This window comes from Marinobacter salinisoli, from assembly GCF_017301335.1.
Lineage (GTDB): Bacteria > Pseudomonadota > Gammaproteobacteria > Pseudomonadales > Oleiphilaceae > Marinobacter > Marinobacter salinisoli.
Map to the genome: position 1 here is coordinate 280,706 of NZ_CP071247.1, position 17,051 is coordinate 297,756.

General features: G+C 58.0%; 16 protein-coding genes. 5 read left to right on the top strand and 11 right to left on the bottom strand.

What is annotated here, in order from left to right; all coding sequences use genetic code 11:
- Window positions 1–89 precede the first annotated feature (89 nt).
- The 11 genes from phnE (LPB19_RS01280) to LPB19_RS01330 all read right to left on the bottom strand — a co-directional run bounded on the left by phnE (LPB19_RS01280) (window position 90) and on the right by LPB19_RS01330 (window position 9,740).
- Window positions 90–914 (bottom strand): phosphonate ABC transporter, permease protein PhnE, encoded by an 825-nt coding sequence (gene phnE, locus LPB19_RS01280; protein ID WP_206644291.1) that lies wholly within the window; start codon window positions 912–914, stop codon window positions 90–92.
- Window positions 915–916: 2 nt separating this feature from the next.
- The gene (gene phnE / locus LPB19_RS01285) at window positions 917–1,720 is read right to left on the bottom strand and encodes a phosphonate ABC transporter, permease protein PhnE (RefSeq protein WP_206644292.1); all 804 of its coding nucleotides are present in this window, start codon (window positions 1,718–1,720) and stop codon (window positions 917–919) included.
- Window positions 1,720–2,538, bottom strand: coding sequence for a phosphonate ABC transporter ATP-binding protein (gene phnC / locus LPB19_RS01290; protein WP_228289166.1), 819 nt, complete (start codon window positions 2,536–2,538; stop codon window positions 1,720–1,722). The genes phnE (LPB19_RS01285) and phnC overlap by 1 nt, the downstream gene beginning before the upstream one ends.
- Before the next feature lie 84 nt (window positions 2,539–2,622).
- Window positions 2,623–3,600, bottom strand: coding sequence for a phosphate/phosphite/phosphonate ABC transporter substrate-binding protein (phnD, locus tag LPB19_RS01295; protein ID WP_228289167.1), 978 nt, complete (start codon window positions 3,598–3,600; stop codon window positions 2,623–2,625).
- Between the two features lie 34 nt (window positions 3,601–3,634).
- On the bottom strand, window positions 3,635–4,597 hold the full coding sequence (locus tag LPB19_RS01300; RefSeq protein WP_206644294.1) for an HAD-IIA family hydrolase: 963 nt from the start codon (window positions 4,595–4,597) through the stop codon (window positions 3,635–3,637).
- A gap of 192 nt (window positions 4,598–4,789) precedes the next feature.
- Window positions 4,790–5,665 carry a CHAD domain-containing protein gene (locus tag LPB19_RS01305; protein WP_206644295.1) on the bottom strand — a complete coding sequence of 292 codons (876 nt, stop codon included), beginning with the start codon at window positions 5,663–5,665 and terminating at the stop codon, window positions 4,790–4,792.
- A gap of 86 nt (window positions 5,666–5,751) precedes the next feature.
- Entirely contained in the window at window positions 5,752–6,222 is a 471-nt protein-coding gene (locus LPB19_RS01310) for an OmpA family protein (RefSeq protein ID WP_206644296.1), read from the bottom strand.
- 420 nt (window positions 6,223–6,642) lie between these two features.
- Window positions 6,643–7,122 (bottom strand): hypothetical protein, encoded by a 480-nt coding sequence (locus LPB19_RS01315; RefSeq protein ID WP_206644297.1) that lies wholly within the window; start codon window positions 7,120–7,122, stop codon window positions 6,643–6,645.
- Between the two features lie 499 nt (window positions 7,123–7,621).
- The gene (locus LPB19_RS01320; protein ID WP_206644298.1) at window positions 7,622–7,765 is read right to left on the bottom strand and encodes a hypothetical protein; all 144 of its coding nucleotides are present in this window, start codon (window positions 7,763–7,765) and stop codon (window positions 7,622–7,624) included.
- Entirely contained in the window at window positions 7,762–8,634 is an 873-nt protein-coding gene (locus LPB19_RS01325) for a hypothetical protein (protein ID WP_206644299.1), read from the bottom strand. Before LPB19_RS01325 ends, LPB19_RS01320 begins: the two co-directional genes overlap by 4 nt.
- Before the next feature lie 197 nt (window positions 8,635–8,831).
- A complete protein-coding gene (locus LPB19_RS01330; protein WP_206644300.1) occupies window positions 8,832–9,740 on the bottom strand; it encodes a LysR substrate-binding domain-containing protein in 909 nt (302 codons plus the stop codon).
- Between the two features lie 115 nt (window positions 9,741–9,855).
- Here LPB19_RS01330 and LPB19_RS01335 point away from each other — a divergent pair, with 115 nt between their 5' ends.
- The 5 genes from LPB19_RS01335 to LPB19_RS01355 all read left to right on the top strand — a co-directional run bounded on the left by LPB19_RS01335 (window position 9,856) and on the right by LPB19_RS01355 (window position 17,034).
- Window positions 9,856–11,409: an NADH-quinone oxidoreductase subunit L gene (locus tag LPB19_RS01335; RefSeq protein WP_206644301.1), complete on the top strand. Its 1,554-nt coding sequence runs from the start codon at window positions 9,856–9,858 to the stop codon at window positions 11,407–11,409.
- The gene (locus LPB19_RS01340; RefSeq protein ID WP_206644302.1) at window positions 11,406–13,892 is read left to right on the top strand and encodes a YbcC family protein; all 2,487 of its coding nucleotides are present in this window, start codon (window positions 11,406–11,408) and stop codon (window positions 13,890–13,892) included. Before LPB19_RS01335 ends, LPB19_RS01340 begins: the two co-directional genes overlap by 4 nt.
- A 149-nt stretch (window positions 13,893–14,041) precedes the next feature.
- Window positions 14,042–15,616, top strand: coding sequence for a fatty acyl-CoA reductase (locus LPB19_RS01345; protein WP_206644303.1), 1,575 nt, complete (start codon window positions 14,042–14,044; stop codon window positions 15,614–15,616).
- Window positions 15,617–15,663: 47 nt separating this feature from the next.
- The gene (locus LPB19_RS01350) at window positions 15,664–16,320 is read left to right on the top strand and encodes a class I SAM-dependent methyltransferase (RefSeq protein ID WP_206644304.1); all 657 of its coding nucleotides are present in this window, start codon (window positions 15,664–15,666) and stop codon (window positions 16,318–16,320) included.
- A gap of 114 nt (window positions 16,321–16,434) precedes the next feature.
- The gene (locus LPB19_RS01355) at window positions 16,435–17,034 is read left to right on the top strand and encodes an exopolysaccharide biosynthesis protein (protein ID WP_206644305.1); all 600 of its coding nucleotides are present in this window, start codon (window positions 16,435–16,437) and stop codon (window positions 17,032–17,034) included.
- Window positions 17,035–17,051 lie beyond the last annotated feature (17 nt).

Genomic DNA, 17,051 nt, shown 5'->3' on the forward strand with positions numbered 1-17,051 from the left:
AAAAAAAGCCCCCAAAATCGGGGGCTTTTTTATTCCTTCTATTTGCTTACACAGCCAACACAACTCTGACCTTACAGGGTTCGTCCCACTCACTTGTTCATGATATGCGCCCGAATCCTCGCCGAGATCGCCTCGGAGAAGATCACGGTGAGCAGGATCGCCAGGATGATGAGAGACACCTGAGGCCACGCCAGTGTATTCAGAGAGGACGATAACTGCAGGCCAATACCGCCCGCACCCACCAGCCCCAGTACGGTGGAATGACGAATATTCACGTCCCACCGGAACACGGCCACCCCAACGAAGATCGCTTTCACCTGCGGCCACACGGCATACACCATCACTTGCAGGGGCGAGGCGCCCGTGGCCTTGATGGCTTCCACCGGCGTGGTATCGATTTCTTCAATGGCTTCGTAAATAAGCTTCGCGAAGAAACCGATCGAACGAAGGGAAATCGCAACCACACCCGCCAGCACGCCCGGGCCCAGGATGGCCACGGTTAGCAGCGCCCAGATCAGGGAATTGATCGAGCGGGAGGCAACAATAAACACCATGCACAGCGGGCGAATGATGTAACGCGATGGCGTGGTGTTATTGGCCGTCAGGAAGGCCATAGGCACGCCGAAGAGGATGGCAATACCGGTGCCGATGGTGGCGATATTGAAGGTATCCCACAGCGGCTCCCAGAGTTCGTTGATGTATTCCCAACGGGGCGGCATGGCCCGCGTGAAAATATCCTCGGCAATGCGCGGTGCATCAAACACGAAGAACCAGGTGGTGGCCTCGGAAATGATCTGCCAGCAGAGCACGAACAACACCAACCCAGCCAGCCAGCCCGACCAGATCATCAGGCTGGTTTTCAGGTCATGACGCTGCCATTTTTTTGTGTCGTCAGTTAAAAACTTTACCGCCATGTTTACTGCACCTTAACTCGTAGCCAGCTGGAGGTGTATTCCGCCATCAGGACCAGCGCAATGATAATCAGGATGATGGCCGCCGCCGTGTCGAACTCATAGCGGTCAAACGCGGTGTTCAGGGTCGCACCGATACCACCGGCGCCGACAATACCCAGTACCGCCGATTCCCGGAAGTTGATATCCAGCCGGTACATGGAAAGCCCGATGAACCGGGGAAACACCTGTGGGTGGATTCCGTACAGCACCCACTGCGACCAGCTCGCTCCCGTCGCGCGGATGGCTTCCGACTGGGACTTGCTGACATCCTCAATCCGCTCTGCCAGCAACTTGGCGAAGAAGCCGATGGTGGCGAACGCGAGAGTGAGAAAACCGGCAAACGGCCCGAAGCCAAAGATGGCCACCATCAGGATGGCGACAATGATTTCCTGCAGGGCCCGCGAGAGGGCAATAATGCCGCGGCAGACCAGATAAACCGGCGTGGGCGCGAGGTTTCTCGCCGCTCCAAGGCCAATGGGGACAGAGATCAGGATACCCACGACCGTTGAGGCAAACGCCATCACCAGGCTTTCATAGATGCCCTCGTAGATGTCATTCCAGCGGCTCGTAAAATCCGGCGACGAGAACGACAGAATGAATTCCTTGGCTCGGGGAAGACCATCAATCACCCGGGCCCAGTTCACTTCCATGCTGCCCAGAGACAACGCGACATATAACGGCACGCCGACCCAGACCAGCGCCCGAAGCCACGTACGCTTGATCATCGGTGGGCGACGCCACCTTTTCAGTTGAACGGTATCAGTCATTACTTCTCCACCGCGAACGCTGCTGGGGTCTCTTTTTCGGGCCCGCCCTCATCGTCATCTTTCCGAGCCGTGGCGGACCAGTCTTCCTCACCGTAAATTTCGGTAAGCACCTCGGGGGTCAGGCCATCGGGTGGTCCGTCGTAGGCCACCTGCCCGTCTTTCAGACCAATCACGCGTTCAACGAATTGCTGCGCCAGAGCCACATCGTGGATATTGATGATCGCGGCCAGGTTACGCTCGTGACACAGATCCTGAATCAGGCGCATGACCTGGCGAGCGGTTTTCGGATCGAGAGACGCGGTGGGTTCGTCGACCAGCAACAGGCTGGGGTTCTGAATCAGAGCCCGGGCGATACCGACCCGCTGGCGCTGCCCGCCAGAAAGGGCGTCAGCTCGCTTATCCTCGTAACCGGGAAGGCCCACTTTCTCCAGCAAGCCGAAGGCATCGTTCTCAGCTTCCGGACCGAACTTGCGGAACAGACTTCGCCAGAATCCGACATAACCCAGGCGACCCGACAGGATGTTTTCCATCACACTCAGGCGGTCGACCAAGGCATAATCCTGAAAAATCATGCCCATCTGGCGGCGCACTTCGCGCAGCTTACGCGTCGGCATCGCGGTGATGTTCGTCCCGTTCAAGCTGGCCGTGCCGGAGGTAGGGTCGACCAAGCGGTTGATACAACGAATCAGGGTGGACTTGCCGGCACCGGAGGGGCCGATCAGCGCAACGACCTGCCCTTTCTCGATGGTGAAACTCACGTCTTTCAGGGCGTACTCGCCGGACGTGTAGGCTTTGGACAACTTCTCAAGTTCAAGCACGGGTTCATTCCCTAACAAACAAGCGAAAAAGTGGAAAAACCGGGCAGCGGTAGACCCGCTGCCCATCGACTTCTCGGCCGCCCTTTAAGAGCAGGAGTAGGAAATGTCGTTCGCTGCGTCGATCTTGCGAATCACATCCCAGTGCTCCTTGTAGGTAATCGGAACAAACTGAGCCTCGCCGTTACGAGAGAATTCCTCTTCCAGCGACGTGCCTTCCCAGGGGAAGTTAAGGAATGCCTGCTGGATTTTCTCCTGCAGTTCCGGCCTCAGATTGTGCGCGACACCATAACTGGTCGTTGGGAAGGTCTGGGATTTGTAGATCGACACAATCTGGTCCTGGCTGACCACATCGCGGGACAGCATCCGACCCAGTACTGAATTGGCAACGGCGGCGGCCGGATAGTCCTGGTTGGCGACACCCAGAATGGAGTTGTCGTGCTTACCCGAGTACACCGGCTCGAAATCCCGCTCCGGCAACATGTCGTAGTCGGCCTTCAGGATGGCGGACGGCGCCTTGAATCCAGAGTTTGAGGTTGGCGACGTAAAGGCCATTTTCTTGCCTTTGATATCCTTGATGGATTCAATGCCAGAGCCCGGATAGGTGAGGATCTCCATCTCATAGCCGTAGCTGCCATCCTCACCGGCCATCATGGTGAACGGGCGATAACCCGCGCAATTGACCGCCAGCGGGTTAGACCCCGTGTTGAAGCCCGCGATGTGCAGGCGGCCAGAACGCATGGCTTCAATTTCGGCAGCATTGGATTGCACCGGGAAGAACACAACTTTTTTGCCGGTTTGCTCTTCCAGATAGGTCAGGAAGTCGGCCCAGGCTTCTTTGTACACGGCAGGGTCTTCTACCGGGGTGTAGGCAAAAATCAGGGTCTCCGGGTCCAGCCACTGGCCGGCATCGGTTGGCACATCGGCAATCAGGTCGTTGTCTGCGTCGCAGTAGCGCGCATCCAACGCCCCCTGGTTCGGGCATGCGGCACTGGCTGCGCTGCTAAACGTTGCAGCCATCCCTGCAAACGCTATGGCTTTGGCAATTGTTTTTATTGTGTTCATCGCGTTTTCCTTCTCGTTCCGTTGCTTGTTGTCGTTATATGGAAGGCAGTATGTAGTCCGGTACGATCTCCGATTCAGAAATGTAAGTTGACACATCCTGCCCGGCATAGCTGCCGTGATCGGTCACCAGGGCAGTCTTAATCCCGGAGGCGAGCGCCCCGAGAATATCCGTATGCAGGGTATCCCCGAGCATAAGAATTCGGTCCAGCGATTGGAGTGCGTTCTTTTCCTTAATCTTGGCAATGGCATAACTGAAGGTGTTCTGAAACGGTTTGCCGAAGAATTCGACCGGACATTCCGTCTGGTCCAATAACTCATGGGCGTAATAGCCTGGCTCCAGTGAGAAGCAACCTTCCCGCGGAGCGACGAGGTCTGGATTGCCCACATAGACGGGTTTGGGATTGCGCTTCAGATGCACCAGCAACTCGGCTTGGGCGTCCGCATTCCAGTGAGCCGCGCTCAGGAAGATATAGCCATCCGCCTGCTGGAAACGTTCGTTTTCGGCAACCGTTTGACGATAATCGCCTTTGCCGGAAATGGATTCGTAACGAAGATTCGCCGGGAAGTCCGCCAGGTTGCAAACGTTGATTACACCCAAGGATTCGATAGCGGAGTCGGAAAAAATGCCGGAGGTGCTCAGGTTGTGAATCATCACTTCCCGGCTGCTGATGATGTTTTCCGCATCAACGTTGAAACCCAGCCGGCGAAATTTGGCAATCAGTGAATCTTTCTCATAGCTGGCCGAGTTCGTGAGGATGTACAGGCGTTTCCCCATCGACTGCAACGCCTCAAATCGCTGAACCGCCCCGTGGATCGCCTGTTCACCGACATTCAGCACCCCAAAGGCATCGAACACAAACACATCGAAATGGCCAGACAGCGCGTCCAGATCGGGAACATGCTCAGGCGGTTTTGAGGGACAGGCAGGAATTCGATGAGAGCTTGGCAGGCGCCGACGAATTTGTTCGTATCGCTGAAAAACCGCTCGCGGAGTCATAAATTCGCAGCAAACCTTTTTTATTTTTTTCAGACGCTTATCGTCGTTTTTTTGTTATGCCTGGTTGCTCTAACCTTGTATATAAGCTCGTATTAAGACGAACGAAAGTCAAGCTGCAAGAGTGAACCGGATCACAACTTACCGCCAACGGATTACACGTGTTCACCCGATAGTGGATACATGCGAAACCGACTACATGCGCTTGCCGTTGCGCCAAAAAATGTCCGACTCGGCAAACAGCCTCCTCGCACGCTTGTGGGACGCGATCTGGAGCTTTTTCCGTTTCTTCAAAACACACGCCTTCGCGATGTTCCAGTGTCTGACGTCCAGACCAATGACCGATCTCTGCTCTTTCAAATAATCCAGCAACACCGCCTGATCGTTAGCCTGCCCCTGAATTTCAGTGACTTCCTGGAGTTCTCGCACCCATTGTTTCAGCCGCTTGCCATACACAGGCCTCAGTGCCCGCGAGCAGTAAAACAGGTCTTTCGAGCGTTTTCGAAACCGATGAAAATCTTCGATGTCCTCAGACTTACGCGCCTTTTTCTGGGCACGGCGGGCTTTTTTGTAGATCCGCTGGAATTCAGCCGCGAGCTCTTCCGGTGCGCTCACCAGAGTCCAGTTCTGCACGGCCGTTCGCTGCGCCTCGACCTCCTGAGCCAGGCTCAGAAAAAACCGCTCATCGCCAACCTCGCTCCGTGCTCGTTTCTTATCGTCGTCCAGAAACCGAGCCACTCGTTTGAACGGCTTGACCTGGAGCTCCGGGCATTGCTCAACCAGCGCCCGCCAGGTTTTCAGGCGCACGTCCGCGTCGCGGCTATCGCCCAACTTCTGGGCTAACGCACGATAGCGTTTGCGCCAACCGGTATACTCGGCTTCGCCCATCCAGGGTCGAATGAGTCGCAGCAAAGCCCTGATTTCTTTTGTGCGTTTACGCGCCTCATGCACCCCGGTTTCGGGCTCCCGGGTGGCTTGCAAGAGTGACAAAGCAATGTCTTCGTGGACGGACTGGATAAGCCGCTTGAGCTGTTTGTTGAAGTTGCCGTCGCGGCTGAGTCGATAGCGCATAGCTCCCCCTCGAACGATACTTTCCAGTATATGACACCGGGGGGAGCAACAGGTGAACGCCCCGCTCTCCAGTCTTCCAGCCCAGGTCACTGCACGACCAGCTCCGCCCTCCGATTCTGAGCTCGCCCTTCTGCGGAAGTGTTGCTGCCTTCCGGCGACAAGGATGCAATTCCAAATCCCTGTAAACGGTCACGAGCAATACCGTGGAACGTCACCAGATGATCAACAACCGACCGTGCCCGGGACTCGGACAACCGACGGTTGTATTCCAGGTCGCCTGTGTTATCCGTGTGGCCGACAACATAGAGCTTTAAATCCGTGGTGGAGGACAGCAATGCCGCCACTTGGCCGAGGGCTGGTTTTGAGTTTTCCAGAATACTGGCACTGTCGTGTTCGAAAATGATCCCTCCCACAATCGCTCGCCCGGTGAGGTCAAGACGCTGTTTCAGTTCCTTCGACGACAGAACCGACACTTTGTTGTCCAGAGCCCTCTGTTCCAGAACATGGAGCGAGTAAGGTTGGTAGCGGCTGGAGGTTTCAGGAATAGCTATGCTCACTCGCAATCTGCCATCGCTGCTGGCTGCGGCAAGATACCGAAGGCCCAAAATGCTCTCAACGCGCGGATCAATTTCACGGTAAACCGGGTAATACCGCAGGCCTCATCCGCACATTCAAAAAGAATCGTGTAACCAGCCCTCTCCAGACTCTGGCGGTAGGATGTTGATAACTCCAGAGGAGAGACAGCCCGGGGGACCCGATACAGAATCTGAGTCAGTCGACCTTCGTCGTTCTCGAAGTCTGTTTTTGCATCGTCCAGTTCACAACAGGTCCCCGACATCGGACCTACCAATTGACGATAGCGTTCATGATCCGCCTGCGAGTAGCGATGAATCCAGGCCGAAGGATGGCGGGGAAACAGCGAGGATCATTTACCTGCATTCAGCAGGCAAAATTTTCAATGCCTGCAGTCGCCTTCACTAGTCACAGCGATAGGCTGTCTGCGACTCAAAATTTAGATCTATCTGAGTTACGCCATTAATACTGTAAAGGCCATCAAGTCCGTCCATTGACGACACAACAACGCCGGGCACGTATTCTCCTGAGGCAAAATAGCTGCAGTACTCTGGGTGATTTACCTCTTCAAATTTGATGCCCTTTACCTCGAATTCCGTTTTGTAAAACTCGCATGTTTCCTTGACACCACGCTGTGTTCTCAAGGTGATTGCACAATCCGACGTGTCGCCCCTCGCAGGAAATACTCCAAGGGCAACGGTCTCAGGCATCAAAGCGAAGCCTACGGCTTTCTTACTCGGCATTTGCATGCCGGGCTCTAAATCGGTCACTTTGATCCGTTCAACACCATCCGAACTCAAATACCCCCACTCCGCAAAAGGCTCGCTATAAACCGGGGTCGCAAGCAGGAACGCCAAAGTAACGGCACTCAGGATTCGCGTCATACACTTTTCCCATTCAATTTTCTTTTAAGCAAAACCAATCCTTACCTGCCCAGCGCAAGCGGGCACGTCGAGACAGACTCTCTGGCAGCAAGTGATATCAGAAAAAATTGGATCAACGCACCTTGGCGATCCTGTTACCAGGCAGATGATTGAGTAAGACAAGCATTTGCTACCTCCATGTATGGGGCTCAGCCATCCTTGCTGAGATGGGGCATTATAAAAACAACAACAGCTATGACAAGCGACAGGTTTAGTATTTTCTGGAATTCGGCCCAAACAAACAAAAAAGCTAAATTTGCACTATTTTTAAATAGTTAAAAGAACAAAAACCAACTAGGGATGGGAATCCAAGCGTAGTCCACGCTAATTTCAGAATTTCCTCTACCATTCATAAGTCAATTTCTCACAAACCTGTCAGCATAAGAGGACATGGAAAGGCTCCAGCTATCCGCTTCTATATCGACCAGTTGTATGCGAGGTTCACCGCCAGGGGTAAAGTCTACCGCCGCTGCCAGGTTCCATCCGGCTGGCATACCAGGGGCCCGATGACTGTGCCGGTCGGATAGGACTCACCGTTGTACATGCAGTCGGCAGCTGCCGCCGATGCGAAAAAGAAGCTGGCTAACAGAATCAGTGTTTTCATTGGTCACCTCCGACGCCATGAAAATTCATGGAAACGCTTGTTGTGCTGTCATTCACGATTGCTTTGACCTGATACCCCAACGGAACCACGAACATCAGCGCCGACTTGATCTGCCCCGTGTCGTCACCCTCGCCGTAGAGCTTCTTGGCGGTATTGGTATTGATGGTGATCAGGGGTGCGCTTACCTCTTCCCCCTCCTGGAAGCAGATGAAGGGGTTTCGGGCATACACAGAGACCATTCTTTCCGCCACTTCCTTGTTGGCCAGTACCAGGTCATGGCCAATGTACTTGTGCTTGCCGGGCGAGCACACCGAGGCATGGTCATCAGACAGGCGTGCTGCGGGCACTACTGCTATTTCAACGGGCAGGCCTATCTGCCTGAAAATCCCTTCCTGGTTCACGGCCGCGTCGCGCAAGCGCACAGCAGCGGGCGATTTGGGGTCGAGTTTGATGATTTCCAGGGCGGCACTGAGGGTATGGATGTTCCGGTAGGTATGAAACTGATGGTCAAAGGGTCCGGCGCCATCCACCAGCAGGCCAATGATTTCTTCTGACACTGCGTCCTGCGGCGAAAGCCGGCGCAAGTAATCGACAAATTCGGTGCTTTTGACGTTGTAGAGGTCGTAATTTTCCCGCAGCGTCGCCCGCACGATGGCGGCCCGTTTTTCGTCCTCCATCACCTTGTCGATCAGCGTGGTCAGTTCGTATTCCTGCTCACTGAAGTCCAGTTCGAACGCATTGCCACCCTTGGTGGTCACTTTCAGGCTGCCGGGCACCTGCTGGTTGACGACCATGTAGACAAAAAACGAGGCGAACAGCAGGAACGCCACAACGATGATGCTGGTGTTGATTTTTACGCCTTCACTCACGAGTCCTCCTCGTGCAGCATCTGGCCTGTCAGAACCGGAGGAACTCCCCAACGACAAGAGCGAATCTGGTGGAAATCCAGTGCCCTATGGAAGGAATCGGGCGAGGGGAAGGTACGGCAGCTCAATGAAGCCGTCTCGCCGCCAAGCTGCAGTCTTGCTAATGATGTCTTGGGTTAATTTAGATCATCCTGCGGGGATCACAAGTTGGCGCGGCCCGCGCTGCTGTTGTCTTTCCAGCGATCGAGCAGGGTATGCAGCACAGGAAGGTCAAAGTGGCGCTTGGCGGTAATGGCATAAAAGCTTTCCATAACGCCATTCAGAATCGCGTATTTCTGCAAGGTGCCGTTTTTCAGTTCGTCCTGCACGACGACCTCGGGCACCACCGCAACGCCCCCGGAATCCCGTGCCAGCAGACGCAGCATGGCCATATCGTCTACTTCCGCGTAGGGCTCCACCTCCACGCCCAGCTGCTGGCACAGCATGTCGAACTGGCTGCGGATGTTGCTGCTGGGCCCGGGCACCAGCAGGTTTACCCGGGTCAGGTCCTGTGGAAAGCGGAAGGCCTCACCCTCCGGGCCGGCCGGCCCCACCAGGCAGACATTACGCTGGGCAATGCGCTGGCAGCGCCAGGGGGTGACCGAATCCGTGGTAACCGGCCGGTTCGACAGAATCAGGTCCAGCCTGTGCACCCTCAACTGTTCCAGCAATTCTTCCTGGCTGGCCGAATGAATAACCAGTTTTACCTGCGCTTCGCCCACCACCGGGCGCAGAAAATTTTCCTGAAAGTTGCGTGACAAGGTAGCCACGGCACCGATGCGGAGTCGCTGAACCCGCTGCAGTTTGCCGCTGTCCACGGTGGCCAGCATTTCGCTGCCCAGGTTGAAAATGCTGTCTGCGTAATCCAGCACCAGATGCCCCATTTCGGTCAGCCGCAGCGCCCGCCCATCCCGGATAAACAGTTCGTGCCCCAAACGTTCCTCCAGCTTCCGGATCTGTGACGACAACGCGGACTGAGAGACATGCAGCTGCTTGGCCGCCCGGGTCAGGTGCCCTTCTCTGGCCACCATCCGGAAGTAATACAGGTGGTGAAAGTTCAGGTTTCTCATCTGGCAATTCTCTTTTTATGAACGATCTATGCATTTATATATATTTTAAAAAACAAAGAATAGCCATCAGAATAAGAACTGTTCAATCACCACCTTTCCGACGGAAGCAGACCCGATGGACTACCTATCAACTGGATGGCTCTTCCCCGGCGTCTATATCGCCGGCTGTTTACTGGCTTTCATCTGCGGGCATGGGCACTGGCGGATAGCCCGGATAACCGCGCAGCTGGGGCTGTTCGCCGCTGTACTGAGCGGAGCCTGGGCTCTGTTGCCGTTCGACAGCGGCTCTGCCCGCCACGACGCCCTTGGGCTTTCCGTCGCCGTTCTGGTCGCCCTGCTGGGCTGGGTCATTATTCGTTTCTCCTACCGTTACCTGCAGGGCGAGCCCGGTCAGCCACGGTTCGTGCGCGCGCTCATATTCACCCTGGCCTGTGTCAGTGTACTGGTTAACAGCCAACACCTTGCCGCCATCGCGCTGGCCTGGTGCGGCACCAGTGTCGGCCTGCATTACCTGCTGACCTTCTATCGGGAACGCAAAGCCGCCCAGATCGTCGCTCACAAGAAGTTCATCGTCAGCCGCCTGGCGGACCTGTCCCTGCTGATTGCTTTGGCGCTGATTTACGCAAGCACCGGCAGCCTGACCCTGGACACCCTGAACACGCAGCTGGCCGCCATGGCCGAACTGCCGGCCGAACTGCACATCGCCGCAGCCCTGTTTGCCCTCGCGGCCATTCTCAAGTCCGCCCAGCTGCCGTTGCATGGCTGGCTGATTCAGGTGATGGAAGCGCCGACACCGGTATCTGCTCTGCTGCACGCCGGCGTGGTGAACATCGGCGGACTGGTATTGATCCGGCTGGCCGACCTGATCAGCGTTGCGCCGATTGCGCAGTTCATGCTGGTGATTGTCGGTGGCCTGACCGCCCTGCTTGCCGGGCTGGTGGTGATAACGCGCATCAGCATCAAGGTTCGGCTGGCGTGGTCGACCTGTGCCCAGATGGGATTCATGCTGATGGAAGTCGGGCTGGGGCTATACGAACTGGCGCTGTTGCATCTGGTTGCCCACTCCCTCTACAAGGCTTATGCCTTCCTGAGTTCCGGCGATACCGTCAATGAAGCGCGTCGGAAAGACCTGTTTACCGGGCTGGGGCAGTCATCGCACTTGCCCTGGCTGCTGGCCGCGCCACTGGTGACGGCGGCACTGGTTGTCGGCACGGTGACGCTCTGGCAACTGGTGGTGCCGTCCCTGCACATACCGACAGCCGCACTGCTGATCGTCACCTTCGGCCTGGCACCGCTGTTCTGGCTGGAATACGGCAACGGCCCGTTCCACCTGTTCCTGGGCGCATTCCGGGTGCTGGCGCTGACCCAGCTCTACTTCCTCTGGCACCTGGTGTTTGCAGAGCTGACTCCGGCGTCCGCCGAGCCATCGGTGCCGCTGACAGCCTGGGTGCTCGCAACCATCGGCACCCTCTACGTTGCCCAGACCTGGCTGCGCTGTTTCCCCAACGGCAAATTCGCCGAACGCTTCTACCCCTGGGCGTACTGCGGGTTCTATCTGGATGAAACCTTCACCCGACTGACGTTCAAGCTCTGGCCCGCCCGCCTGAGCCCGGTGCAGGCACAAACCTCGTTCAATCGCCATCCGGCACACTTGGGAGCCACCAAATGACCGCAACCGCCATGGGCAATCCCAGCATCCAGCCAGAGGTGCGCGAGGCCATCCAGCATGCCTGTGACAGCATCGCGCCGACCTGGCCCCTGGACCGTATGATTGCCGTCAACCCCTACTGGCAGCAGGTACACCAGCCGTTCAGCGAGGTCGCAGCGACGCTGGATCGATTGGCGGGCTCCCCGATGGCAATGCCGATGCGCTATTACCGCAACCTCTGGCAGGCCGGGGTTATTCAGCGCGATCACCTGAACCAGTGCCTTGCCGAGCAGTCGTCGGCGCTGAGCGTTGAGGCAATGATTGAAGCGCTCGAGGAACCGGGTGCGGAACCCACTCCGGCACCGCTGCTTTGCGATGCCCTGGACCAACAGCGGGACCTGCTTCACGAGCCGGCGTGGTGTGACACCATCACCCACCAGATCGCCCAGTTCTGCGCCGCCTATTTCGACCGGGAGCAGGCCGACTGGCACCCGAATCAGAGCGCGGAGCTGTACAGCGCCTGGCGCCACACCCTCAGCCAGGACCACAGCGTGGCCCTGCTGATGAAGGCGCCAGACATCCCCCGCAGGGCCCGGGCACTGGCCGAAGACCCGGAAACCCGGATCCAACAGGCGCTGGAACAACTGGCGCCAGAGCCTGAACAATGGCCGGCCTACCTGCAGGCGGTTCTTCTTCGAATCAGTGGCTGGGCCTCAGGCTGTGCTTACCGCCGCTGGCAGGCTCGCCTGGAAGGTGGCGACGACCACACGCTGATCGATCTGCTGGCGATCAGGTTGAGCTGGGAAAGCCTGATTGATGACGGCAAGCGGCATCCGGGATCGGTGTTCAATCGCTGGCACAGCGCGTGGCTTGAGCACTTTCAGGCCGAAGACCGAGCGGATCGCGTGATCCGCCAGCTCTGGCAACGGGCCCACGAAATCAGTTACCAGCAGACTCTCTTCCAAGCTCTGGCCGCGCACCCGTCGGAGCCGGTGTCGCAGACCTCACCCGATGTTCAGGCGGTATTCTGTATCGATGTGCGCTCAGAGGTGTTCCGGCGTCATCTGGAGGGCCAATCCAAACACATCCAGACCTCGGGGTTCGCCGGCTTTTTCGGCCTGCCGATCAGCTACCGGCCTCTGGGCACTGAGGCCCGCCGGCCACAGCTGCCGGGCTTGCTGGCTCCGGCCCTGGACATTACGGACACGACCGGCGATCCGGCGGCTGACGACCAGCTGGTGCAACAGCGTCAGCAATCGTTGAAAAACCGTCTGAACTGGCGCGCATTCACCTCGGTTCCTGCATCGGCCTTTACCCTGGTGGAAACCCTCGGGCTTGGCTACGTGTCCAAACTGATCAAGCGCAGTGCCCCGGGTGCTGGCGGGATGAAAAAGGAACACGGGTGGTCCTCAGGCTCCGATCACACGGCCAGGCCGAGCCTGATTACTGCGCTGGGTAATGACCTGGAAGCCAAGACAGACTTGGCAACCCGGGTGCTGAAAGGCATGAATCTGACCCGGGACTTCGCGCCTCTGGTGCTGCTGGTGGGCCACGGAAGCCAGACCGAAAACAACCCCCAGCGGGCTGGTCTGGATTGCGGTGCCTGCTGCGGCCAAACCGGTGAGGTGAACGCCAGGGCGCTGGCCGCACTGCTGAACGATACCGAGGTGCGCCTGGCGCTGCGACACAACGGCATTAATGTGCCGGGGGATACCTGGTTCATCGCCGGGCTGCATAACACCACCACCGATGAGGTCACGCTGTTCGATACCGGTGAGACGCCGGCAGCATTAACCGCAAAGCTGGGCACACTGACCGATCAGCTTGCCGCTGCCGGGCAGGCGGCCCGCAGGGAACGGGCATCGGCACTGGGTCTGAAGCACCTGGAAGACAGCCCCGAAAAACTGCACAAGGCGGTGAAACGGCGCGCCAATGACTGGGCCCAGACCCGGCCGGAATGGGGGCTGGCGAACAACGCCGCGTTTGTGGTGGCGCCGCGGGCACGAACCCGCGGGCTGCCCCTGTATGGCCGAAGCTTTCTGCACGATTACGACCATCACACCGATCCCGGAGGCGAACTGCTGGAGCAGATCATGACCGCGCCGATGGTTGTCACCCACTGGATCAACATGCAGTACTACGCCTCCACCGTGGACAACCAACGCTACGGCAGTGGCAACAAAACCCTGCATAACGTGGTCGGCGGGCGGCTCGGCGTGTTTGAAGGCAACGGCGGCGACCTGCGCATTGGCCTGGCGTGGCAATCCATTCACGATGGCGAAGAGTTCCGGCACGAGCCGCTGCGGCTGACGGTCGTGATCAATGCGCCGAGGGCGTCGATTGAACGGGTAATGGCCAAGCACGAGGTTGTTAGACAGCTGGTGAATAACCGGTGGCTGTACCTGGCCCGCATGGAAGGCGATGACGTTGAGATCTATCAGCCTGGCACCGCGCAGCCCTGGTGTCTGAGTGCGACCGGCCTGCCCGCCCGAAACCAGATGTAACAAGCGCAAAACCTGACCGTGGTCACACCTGGGGCATCAGACGCCCCAGCCATTGCCAGGTTTGAGAGCTTCCGCCAGCTTTCACGGCGAACAAACGGGTACGCTCGGGCTTTGAATGATTACCTCAGCCAAAGGACCGGGCACCCTCCATGACCCCACAGCCGAACCAGTCATCGCATCCGTCGTCGCCAGCGCCATCTCTCACCCGCACCACGCTGTCGGGCAAACGTATTCTGTTGACGGGAACCACCGGCTTCCTGGGCAAGGTCATACTCGAGAAGCTGATTCGGGACGTGCCGGATCTTGGCGAACTGGTGCTGCTGATTCGTGGCAACCGCAAATACCCCTGCGCCAAGGCCCGCTTTCACGCCGAAGTGGCAACCTCCTCCGTGTTCGATCGCCTGCGCGAAACCGAACCGGCACGCCTGAACACCTTTCTGGATCAACGCATTCAGTGTGTCGGCGGGGAGATCACCCAGCCACGCTTTGGCATGGAACAGGATGACTACCAGGCACTGACGCAATCCGTCGACGTGGTCATCAACTCAGCGGCGTCGGTCAATTTCCGCGAAGCCCTCGACACCGCGCTTTCCATCAACGCCATGTGCCTGCATAACCTTGCGGATTTTGCCGAGGATGCCGGGCAAATCCCGGTCATCCAGATTTCCACCTGCTACGTTAACGGCTACAACCGCGGCAGCATTGCAGAGAGCGTGGCGCCACCCACCTCCGGTCTGATCCCCCGAGATGCCAACGGTCACTTCGCCGTGGAAAGCACCCTGGTGACCCTGCGACAACAATGCGATGCGCTGAAAGAACGCATTACCGAGCCAGAGGCACTCGCGGAAGCCCTCACAGAGCTGGGCCAGCGCGAAGCACACCGCTATGGCTGGGGCGACACCTACACCTTCACCAAATGGCTGGGAGAGCAGATTCTGCTGAATCGGCTGAAAGGCAGAACCCTCACCATCGTGCGGCCATCGGTAATCGAAAGCTGCCTGCAGGGGCCCAGGCCGGGCTGGATTGAGGGGGTGAAAGTGACCGATGCCATCCTGCTGGCATACGCACGGGGCAAGGTGTCCCTGTTTCCCGGCCGCAAAGCGGGCGTTGTCGATATCATTCCGGCCGATCTGGTTGCCAATGCAGTCATCCTGAGCGTGGCCGAGGCGCTGCGCGAGCCGGGACAATCGCGCATCTACCAGAGCTGTAGCGGCACCCAGAATCCGCTGATCGTCCGTGACTATGTGCCCACCATCTGTGGCGAAGTGAAGGACAACTGGCAAAAGTACCCGCACCTGACCCGAAAGGGGCCAAAAAAGCAGATGACGCTGGTGAATAAGCATCTGTTCGTGGCCCTGATTCAGGTGCTGCGAGGTGTGTTCACGGTCGCCGACCGCTTGCGTCTGCGCACAGCCAACAACAAGTCGAAGGCGCTTGAGGCCGTAGAAACCACCCTCAAACTCACGCGCATCTACAGCACCTACACCAGCCCTAACTACGTGTTCAGCAGTGACCGCCTGATGGCCCTCGCGGCAAAGATGGGAGAGGCCGACCAGAGCCTGTTCCCGGTGGATGCGGCGCTGATCGACTGGCACGAGTACTTCACCAAAATTCACGTAGCCGGGCTCAACCAATACGGCCTGGAAGAGCGTAAAGTGACGCCGCCACGCCCCGCCCAAACAACCACCGCCACCGAAGACGTGGCCGACACAACGCCGGCCTGAGCGCCCGCAACAGGATTCGGTACAACAACAATAAGCGTGGTAACGGCATGACCAAGGACAAATACTGGCTGATGGGCCCGGTTTACGATGCGTTGAGCTGGGTCTTTGCTGGCAATTCCATTTACCAGTGCAAGTGCAGCATGCTGAACGAGCCCTGGCTCAAACCAGGTGACAGAGTGCTTTTCGCCGGTGTCGGTCACGGGAAAGAAGCCATCTACGCCGCCGAGCGGGGCGCGAAAGTGACCGTGGTGGATTTGTCCGAAGCGATGCTCAGCAAGTTCCGGGACGCGGTAGCCAAGACCGGCAAAGACCTCGATGTGCGCATCATCCACGCCGATATCTTCAAGGTGGAAGAGTTCGGCGAGTACGACATGGTGACCGGCAATTTCTTCTTTAACCTGTTCCCGCGGGAGATGATTCCCGAAGTGCTCGACCACCTCAAAAAGCTGGCTCGAAAGGACGGCTACATCGTCATCAGTGATTTCGCCTACCCCCAGGGCAACCCGCTGGCCAAGCTGTTCAAGAACGCTTACTGGTACACCGCCATCCTGATCTTTTGGGCAACCACCGGCGCGGCCATTCACCCGGTCTACGACTACCGGCATTACATGGTACAAGCCGGCCTTAAAATGCGGGATCTCAAACACACGCCCTTCCTCGGCATCAACGCCTACACCTCCATGTTGGGGCAACGCCTCTCCTGAGACCACGGCGGGGCAGCGCCTGGGTCAAAACGGCGCCTGGCCAAACAGTATGACCTGACACGCCAGTGCCGCTAAGCTGAAGGGCATGCCCGAGACAACAACGGACACCGCCCCATGGCCCAGAGTCAAACACCTGCCAGTCTGACCGACCTGCTGAAGCGCCTCCGGGACAATACTCGGGGCCAGCAGCAGGTTTCCATCGGCGACCTGCTGGACGCGGTGGGCCAGCGCTCGTTCGGCCCGGTCGTGCTCATCGCCGGCCTGCTGACCCTCGCCCCGCTGATTGGTGACATTCCCGGGGTACCTACCCTGCTCGGACTGCTCGTGCTGCTGACTCTCGGCCAGCTGCTGTTCCAGCGCCCCGCCATCTGGATACCCTCGCAGTTGTCCAACCGCCAGCTGGCGCGAGACAAACTCGAGAACGGCCTCGACTGGATGGACAGGCCGGCACGCTTTATCGATCGCTGGACCAGCCAGCGGCTGACCTGGCTGGTGCGCGGGCCCGGGCGCTATCTCACGGCACTGATCTGCATGCTGGTTGCGGCCGCCCTACCGGCCATGGAACTGGTGCCATTCAGCGCCAATGGCGGAGGGCTGGCCCTGACACTTTTCGGGATTGCCCTGGTGGCGGACGACGGGCTGTTCGCCCTGCTCGGCATCCTGTTCACCGGCGGGACCCTGTGGATAGTCATTTCCGGCCTAATGGGTTTATGATGCCGGCCGATAACGAT

Bases quoted from the DNA above. Each gene is read 5' to 3' on its own strand.
- phnE (WP_206644291.1), bottom strand. From the start codon at position 914: ATGGCGGTAAAGTTTTTAACTGACGACACAAAAAAATGGCAGCGTCAT.
- LPB19_RS01355 (WP_206644305.1), top strand. From the start codon at position 16,435: ATGGCCCAGAGTCAAACACCTGCCAGTCTGACCGACCTGCTGAAGCGC.
- LPB19_RS01320 (WP_206644298.1), bottom strand. From the start codon at position 7,765: ATGAAAACACTGATTCTGTTAGCCAGCTTCTTTTTCGCATCGGCGGCA.
- LPB19_RS01305 (WP_206644295.1), bottom strand. From the start codon at position 5,665: ATGCGCTATCGACTCAGCCGCGACGGCAACTTCAACAAACAGCTCAAG.
- LPB19_RS01315 (WP_206644297.1), bottom strand. From the start codon at position 7,122: ATGACGCGAATCCTGAGTGCCGTTACTTTGGCGTTCCTGCTTGCGACC.
- LPB19_RS01350 (WP_206644304.1), top strand. From the start codon at position 15,664: ATGACCAAGGACAAATACTGGCTGATGGGCCCGGTTTACGATGCGTTG.
- LPB19_RS01300 (WP_206644294.1), bottom strand. From the start codon at position 4,597: ATGACTCCGCGAGCGGTTTTTCAGCGATACGAACAAATTCGTCGGCGC.
- LPB19_RS01335 (WP_206644301.1), top strand. From the start codon at position 9,856: ATGGACTACCTATCAACTGGATGGCTCTTCCCCGGCGTCTATATCGCC.
- phnE (WP_206644292.1), bottom strand. From the start codon at position 1,720: ATGACTGATACCGTTCAACTGAAAAGGTGGCGTCGCCCACCGATGATC.
- LPB19_RS01330 (WP_206644300.1), bottom strand. From the start codon at position 9,740: ATGAGAAACCTGAACTTTCACCACCTGTATTACTTCCGGATGGTGGCC.
- LPB19_RS01345 (WP_206644303.1), top strand. From the start codon at position 14,042: ATGACCCCACAGCCGAACCAGTCATCGCATCCGTCGTCGCCAGCGCCA.
- LPB19_RS01340 (WP_206644302.1), top strand. From the start codon at position 11,406: ATGACCGCAACCGCCATGGGCAATCCCAGCATCCAGCCAGAGGTGCGC.
- phnD (WP_228289167.1), bottom strand. From the start codon at position 3,600: ATGAACACAATAAAAACAATTGCCAAAGCCATAGCGTTTGCAGGGATG.